This is a genomic window from Pseudomonas aylmerensis, assembly GCF_001702265.1.
Taxonomy (GTDB): Bacteria; Pseudomonadota; Gammaproteobacteria; order Pseudomonadales; family Pseudomonadaceae; genus Aquipseudomonas; species Aquipseudomonas aylmerensis.
Genome location: NZ_MAUE01000021.1, coordinates 134,394 through 141,415 on the forward strand (window position 1 = coordinate 134,394; position 7,022 = coordinate 141,415).

7 protein-coding genes are annotated in these 7,022 nt (G+C 62.4%); 5 read left to right on the forward strand and 2 right to left on the reverse strand.

All coding sequences use genetic code 11. The features are described from left to right. Window positions 1-33 precede the first annotated feature (33 nt). Both BBG20_RS15080 and BBG20_RS15085 read right to left on the reverse strand, forming a co-directional pair. Window positions 34-1,200: an AAA family ATPase gene (locus tag BBG20_RS15080; protein ID WP_065904792.1), complete on the reverse strand. Its 1,167-nt coding sequence runs from the start codon at window positions 1,198-1,200 to the stop codon at window positions 34-36. 68 nt (window positions 1,201-1,268) lie between these two features. Beyond that, on the reverse strand, window positions 1,269-2,213 hold the full coding sequence (locus tag BBG20_RS15085; RefSeq protein ID WP_065904801.1) for a GlxA family transcriptional regulator: 945 nt from the start codon (window positions 2,211-2,213) through the stop codon (window positions 1,269-1,271). A gap of 193 nt (window positions 2,214-2,406) precedes the next feature. Here BBG20_RS15085 and BBG20_RS15090 point away from each other — a divergent pair, with 193 nt between their 5' ends. From BBG20_RS15090 to BBG20_RS15110, 5 genes are all read left to right on the forward strand, one after another. Further along, window positions 2,407-3,351: a choline ABC transporter substrate-binding protein gene (locus BBG20_RS15090; protein ID WP_065904794.1), complete on the forward strand. Its 945-nt coding sequence runs from the start codon at window positions 2,407-2,409 to the stop codon at window positions 3,349-3,351. Window positions 3,352-3,425: 74 nt separating this feature from the next. Next, window positions 3,426-4,313 carry a BKACE family enzyme gene (locus tag BBG20_RS15095; RefSeq protein WP_065904795.1) on the forward strand — a complete coding sequence of 296 codons (888 nt, stop codon included), beginning with the start codon at window positions 3,426-3,428 and terminating at the stop codon, window positions 4,311-4,313. Window positions 4,314-4,458: 145 nt separating this feature from the next. Continuing rightward, complete coding sequence (locus tag BBG20_RS15100; protein WP_065904796.1) at window positions 4,459-5,424, forward strand: L-carnitine dehydrogenase; 966 nt, start codon at window positions 4,459-4,461, stop codon at window positions 5,422-5,424. A gap of 117 nt (window positions 5,425-5,541) precedes the next feature. Continuing rightward, window positions 5,542-6,021 (forward strand): thioesterase family protein, encoded by a 480-nt coding sequence (locus BBG20_RS15105; RefSeq protein WP_065904797.1) that lies wholly within the window; start codon window positions 5,542-5,544, stop codon window positions 6,019-6,021. Between the two features lie 9 nt (window positions 6,022-6,030). Beyond that, the coding region (locus BBG20_RS15110) for a TauD/TfdA family dioxygenase (RefSeq protein WP_065904798.1) at window positions 6,031-7,022 on the forward strand (992 nt) is incomplete at its 3' end.

The following is a 7,022-nucleotide window of genomic DNA, read 5'->3' on the forward strand; positions in this document are numbered from 1 at the left end:
GAGCCAGCTCCTACATTTGACCTGCGCTGCCCTTCAGCGCTTGCGCAGCAGCCAATCGCCGAAGGTTTTGTCCTCCAGGGCATATCCGCCCCGGCTCGACTTCCACACCAGTTCCTTGTCGCGCAGGGCATCGATACAGGCCTGAATCGTCTGGGTGCCCGGCACCACATCGCTGCCCATGGCTTCCAGCGCCTTGCTCACCGCCGTGAGGGTGCTGTCGGTGAACGGCGCAAAGGGTTCGTTGTTCTGCGAGCGCTGCACCATGACCTCAAGCACGGCTCGCTGGGGGACGGTGAGGTTGTTCCAGGCACTTTCGAATTCCGTCCACACGCCGGCACGCAGAAATTCGGCGCGGCTGTGCAGCAACTGGCCCAGGTTGCTCGCTTCGCCCAGCTCCAGCGCCACTTCGCCAATAATGGTGCGCAGCATTTCGGGGCGACGGCCTACCAGCTCGAAGGCGTCATCAATGTCGGCGGCGTTGAACTGATTGGTTTTAGCCAAATGCGCGTTGAGGTGCGCGGTGTAGGCTCGCGTGAACTCTTTGCCGAGCAACGGGAACGGCGTGATGCTGGAGCCGAAGAAAGGCTGACTCTTGCCCAGCACCAAATGGGCCAGCTTGTCGCGGTTGGAACCGGTGAACACCAGGTGCAAACCGCTGCCCTCCTCGTCACGCCCTTGGTTGAGCTGGTCCCGGGCGGCCTTCAGCGCGAACATCGCATTGATGCCTGACTCGGTGGTCAAGGCGTGCTGCGCTTCGTCAATCACCAGCACAACGGGTTTCTCCGCAGCACTGTGGAGCAATTCCAAGGCTTGGGTCAGCGTCGCACCAACGGGCAATTGCGGCTTGGTGAAATCCCAGGACAGGGTCCGCAGGAAGCTTAATTTCTCGATGCCAATGTTCTTGGCCAGCTTGCGAATGCCCTTTTCATAGGGCACCAGCGCGGCGGCGATCGCACTGGCGATCAACTCCGCGGGGTCTTTCTCTTTGTCGGCCCACAGATCGACATACACCGCCAGCCAACCGCGCAGCTGGCACTCCGGGATCAGGTCCTCGCGCAAAAATGTACTTTTGCCCGTGCGACGCGGCGCCGCTAGAAACAGGCCCGAGGTGAAATCCTGGATGCCAGCCCCCACCAGGCCATCGGCAATGCTGCTGGCCAGGGCGGGACGGCGGAATACAAAGCCGCTGTGCTTGGACATGGTTTTATACTCAATTATGCAAAGGACTATAAATTATAGTAGCGAGTATAATCGACTATAATTGGCCGTCAAACCGCCTCCCGTCGCCGATCCTCCCGCGGACATTTCGCAAACCGCGCCCGATAACTCCGGGTGAAGTACGACGGCGACTCAAACCCGCAGGCAATGCTCACTTCCAGCACGCTCATATCGCTCTGGCGCAGCAGTTGCCGGGCTTTTTCCAGGCGCAGGCCGAGGTAGAAGTTGCTCGGTGTGTCGTTCAGGTGCAGGCGAAACAAGCGCTCCAGCTGGCGCCGCGTGACCTTGATCGCCTCCGCCAGGGCCAGGGTGCTCAGGGGCGGTTCGGTGTGCTGCTCCATTTCGCCGATCACCTGCACCAACTTCTTGTTGTTGATGCCATAGCGCGTGGCGATCTGCATGCGCTGGTGGTCCTTGCGTGGGCGAATACGCCCGAGCACGAATTGCTCGGAGACCTGGATCGCCAGGTCCGGGCCGTGGGCCTGGGCGATCAGGTCGAGCATCAGGTCGATGGAAGCGGTGCCGCCGGCGCAGGTGATGCGCCGGCGGTCGATCTCGAACAGCTCCTGGGTCACGGTGAGCTGTGGATAAGATTCCTTGAAGGCGTCGATGGCTTCCCAGTGCAGGGTCAGCCGGTGGCCGTCGAGCAAACCGGCTTCGGCCAGCACACACGCGCCGGTGTCGATGGCGCCGAGGGTCACGCCATCGTGGTCGAGGCGGCGCAGCCAGTGCTCCAGCGCAGGTGTGGCGAACTGCAGCGGCTCGAAGCCGGCCACCACCAGCAGCGTAGCGCCTTTTTTCAGGGGTTCCAGCGCGGCATCGGCGTTGACCGACATGCCATTGCTCGCCAGTACCGCCCCTCCATCGGCGCTCAGTATGTGCCAGCGGTACAGCTCACCACGAAAGCGGTTGGCGACCCGCAGCGGCTCCAACGCGGAGATAAAACCGATGGCCGAGAAACCCGGCATCAGCAGAAAGTAGAAATCCTGGGACATGGTGGCGCTCTCGTCGGACGGGCAGCGTGGCACTGTGATACTCCCGTTCATGAGCGGATTCAAGGGGGCAGGTCGCTGCAGTGCAAGAGCGAGTCGCCGCCGTGCGTTTTCTCGACCCGCAAGCTGCGTAACTTGGCCTCACGGCGCACAAAGACGCCGGACCCCACAATAACGACCTGCCGAGGGATCCACCATGAACCGACTGATCAGCCGCTGCGTGCTCGCACTCAGCGCCAGCGCCATTTTGAGCACGAACGTCCTGGCTGCCGATGCGGCCTCTTGCCAGAACGTGCGCATGGGCGTGGTGAACTGGACCGACGTAATCGCCACCAGCGCCATGACCCAAGTGTTGCTCGACGGCCTCGGCTACAAGACCAAACAGACCAGCGCCTCCCAGCAAATCATCTTCGCCGGCATCCGCGACCAGCGCCTGGACCTGTTCCTCGGCTACTGGAACCCGCTGATGACCCAGACCATCACGCCGTTCGTCGACGCCAAGCAGGTCAAGGTCCTCGACAAGCCGAGCCTGGAAGACGCCCGCGCCACCCTCGCAGTTCCCACGTACCTCGCCGACAAAGGCCTGAAAACCTTCGCCGACATCGCCAAGTTCGAGAAAGAGCTGGGCGGCAAGATCTACGGCATCGAGCCTGGCTCGGGCGCCAACACCCAGATCAAGGCCATGATCGCCAAGAATCAGTTCGGCCTCGGCAAGTTCCAGCTGGTGGAATCCAGTGAGGCCGGCATGCTCGCCGCCGTCGACCGTGCGGTGCGCCGCAAGGAAGCGGTGGTGTTCTTCGGCTGGGCGCCGCACCCGATGAACGTCAACGTCGCCATGACTTACCTCACCGGCAGCGACGATGCCCTGGGCCCGAACGAAGGCATGGCCACCGTGTGGAGCGTTACCGCGCCGAACTACGCCGAGCAGTGCCCCAACGTCCACAAGCTGCTGACCAACCTGACCTTCACTGCGGCCGACGAGAGCCGAATGATGCAGCCGTTGCTGGATCACAAGGACGCCCTCGAGTCCGCCAGGCAGTGGCTCAAGGATCACCCGCAAGACCAGCAGCGCTGGCTAGAAGGGGTGACCACGTTCGACGGCAAACCGGCCGCCGCCAACCTGCAATTGAGCAGCAAATAACCTGATCCGCATCACCGTTTCGCAGCCGCTCCTGGCTGCGAACGGCACCACCACGCCTGTAAGGAACCTGCCTCATGAACCACGACGTCATCATCACCTGCGCACTCACCGGTGCTGGCGACACGACCGCCAGAAGCCCGCACGTGCCGGTCACCCCCAAGCAAATCGCCGCCGCCGCGGTGGAAGCCGCCAAGGCCGGTGCCACCGTGGTGCACTGCCATGTGCGTGATCCGCACACCGGCAAGTTCAGCCGCGACGTCGCCCTGTACCGCGAAGTGATGGAGCGCATCCGTGAGGCCGACATCGACATCATCGTCAACCTCACGGCCGGCATGGGCGGCGACCTGGAGATCGGCGGCGGCGAGCACCCGATGGAGTTCGGCCCCAATACCGACCTGGTCGGCCCGCTGACCCGACTGGCTCACGTCGAGGAGCTGCTGCCGGAAATCTGCACCCTGGACTGCGGCACCCTGAACTTCGGCGACGGCGACACCATTTACGTGTCGACCCCGGCGCAACTGCGTGCCGGTGCCAAGCGCATTCAAGAGCTGGGCGTGAAGGCCGAGCTGGAAATCTTCGACACCGGCCACCTGTGGTTCGCCAAGCAGATGATCAAGGAAGGCCTGCTCGATAACCCGTTGTTCCAACTGTGCCTGGGCATTCCGTGGGGCGCGCCGGCCGACACCACCACCATGAAAGCCATGGTCGACAACCTGCCCGCCGACGCGGTGTGGGCCGGCTTCGGCATTGGCCGCATGCAAATGCCGATGGCCGCACAAGCGGTGCTGCTGGGCGGCAACGTGCGGGTCGGCCTGGAAGACAACCTGTGGCTGGACAAGGGCGTGCTGGCGACCAATGGCCAACTGGTGGAACGGGCGAGTGAAATCCTCAGCCGCCTGGGTGCACGGGTCATGACCCCGGCGGAAGGTCGAATCAAGATGGGCCTGGCCAAGCGCGGCTGATTGCTTGCCGAAAGCGAATTAAACATGTGGGAGCGGGCTTGCTCGCGAATGCGGTGAATCAGCCACTCAATGCATCACCTGACACACCGCATTCGCGAGCAAGCCCGCTCCCACAGAGAATCACCGAATACTTCAGGAATTTTCCATGAGCTTTATCACTGAAATCAAAACCTTCGCCGCCCTCGGCAGCGGCGTTATCGGCAGCGGCTGGGTGTCGCGCGCCCTGGCCCACGGCCTCGATGTGGTCGCCTGGGACCCGGCGCCCGGTGCCGAAGCCGCCCTGCGCAAGCGCGTCGCGAATGCCTGGGGTGCCCTGGAGAAACAAGGCCTGGCACCGGGTGCCTCGCAAGAGCGCCTGCGCTTTGTCGCCACCATTGAAGAGTGCGTGAAAGACGCCGACTTCATCCAGGAAAGCGCCCCGGAGCGTCTGGAGTTGAAGCTGGAACTGCACAGCAAGATCAGCGCAGCGGCCAAGCCGAATGCATTGATCGGCTCCAGTACATCAGGGCTGTTGCCCAGCGAGTTTTATGAAGGCTCCACGCACCCGGAACGTTGCGTGGTGGGTCATCCGTTCAACCCGGTGTACCTGCTGCCGCTGGTGGAGGTGGTCGGCGGCAAGCACACCGCGCCGCAAGCCATTCAAGCCGCGATCACTGTGTATGAATTCCTCGGCATGCGCCCGCTGCATGTGCGCAAGGAAGTCCCCGGCTTCATCGCCGACCGCTTGCTCGAAGCGCTGTGGCGCGAGGCGCTGCACCTGGTGAATGACGGCGTGGCGACCACCGGTGAAATCGACGATGCGATTCGTTTTGGCGCCGGTTTGCGTTGGTCGTTCATGGGCACCTTCCTCACGTACACCCTGGCAGGCGGTGATGCCGGCATGCGTCACTTCATGGCGCAGTTCGGCCCCGCGCTGCAGTTGCCGTGGACGTACCTGCCGGCACCGGAACTCACCGACAAGTTGATTGACGATGTGGTCGACGGCACCCGCGATCAACTCGGCAGCCACAGCATTTCGGCGCTGGAACGCTATCGTGATGATTGCCTGCTGGCAGTGCTGGAGGCGGTCAAAGTGACTAAAGCCAAGCACGGCATGAGCTTCGCCGAATAACGGCAGTTGATCCTTGTGGGAGCTGGCTTGCCGGCGATAGCGGTGGTGAATCCGACATCGCCATCGCCGGCAAGCCAGCTCCCACAATTGACCGAATAATGATCCGGAATCCCAGACATGCCTGCATTGACCACCTATACCACCAAAATCCAACCGGATTGGGTGGACTACAACGGCCATCTGCGCGATGCGTTCTACCTGCTGATCTTCAGCTACGCCACCGACGCGCTGATGGACACCCTGGGGCTGGACAGCGAAAACCGCGCAGCCAGCGGTCACTCGTTGTTCACGCTCGAGCTGCACCTCAACTACCTGCACGAGGTGAAACTGGGGGCCGAGGTTGAAGTACACACGCAACTGATCGCCCACGACGCCAAGCGCCTGCATCTCTATCACAGCCTGCATTTAGTCGGTCATGAGCAGGAACTGGCCGGCAATGAACAGATGCTCCTGCACGTCGACCTGGCAGGGCCGAATTCGGCGCCGTTCACCGAGGCCACGCTGGAAAAGCTGACGGTCATCAGCACCGCTCAAGCCGACCTGCCCCGCCCCGCCCTGCTGGGTCGAGTGATTGGATTGCCACCCAAAAAACCATAAGGAGCCACCATGCAAACCGCCGCCGCTGTTGCCGATTTTCGTACCTACCCCAAGATCAGCGACCTCGCCGATGCGCAGGTGCTGAACGATCAGATTCGCGTGCGGTGGGCCGATGGACGGGTCAGCCCGTTTCATCATCAATGGCTGCGCGATAACTGCCCGTGCACCGAATGCGTGTACAGCGTCACCCGCGAGCAGGTGCTGGAAATCGTCGATGTGGACGAGGCACTGACCGCCGTCGATGTGCAGATCGAGCAGGGTTTTCTCAGTGTGCAGTGGCTCGGCGGCCATCGCAGCCAATACGATCCCGGCTGGTTACGGGCTCACGCCTACGACGACGAATCGCGCGCTGAACGCCAGGCCGCCAGGCCGAAATCCAGGCTCTGGGACAGCCGCTTCACGTTGCCGGTGTTCGACTACGCCGCCGTGATGGAAGACCCCAAGGCGCTGCTGCAGTGGCTGCTGGCGGTGCGCGACTCTGGCTTGACCCAAGTGCGCGGCGTACCGACCGAACCCGGCTCACTGGCGCTGATCGCCAAGCGTATTGCGTTTATCCGCGAAAGCAATTTCGGCGTGCTGTTCAACGTGCAATCCAAGGCCGATGCCGACAGCAATGCCTACACCGCCTTCAACCTGCCGTTGCACAGCGATTTGCCGACGCGGGAGCTGCAACCGGGGCTGCAATTCCTGCATTGCCTGGTGAACGATGCCACCGGCGGCGAGAGTATTTTTGTCGATGGTTTCGCCATCGCCCATGCCCTGCGCACGGAAGACCCCGAAGCGTTTCGTGCACTGTGTGAAATCCCCGTAGAGTTTCGCAACAAGGACCGTCACAGCGACTATCGCCGTCTCGCGCCGATCATTGCACTGGATGCCTTGGGCGATGTGGCGGAGATTCGCATGGCGAACTTTTTGCGCGGCCCGTTCGAGGCGTCGGTGGAGCAGATGCCGTTGTTGTATCGGGCTTATCGGCGGTTTATTGCGATGACGCGCGAGGCTCG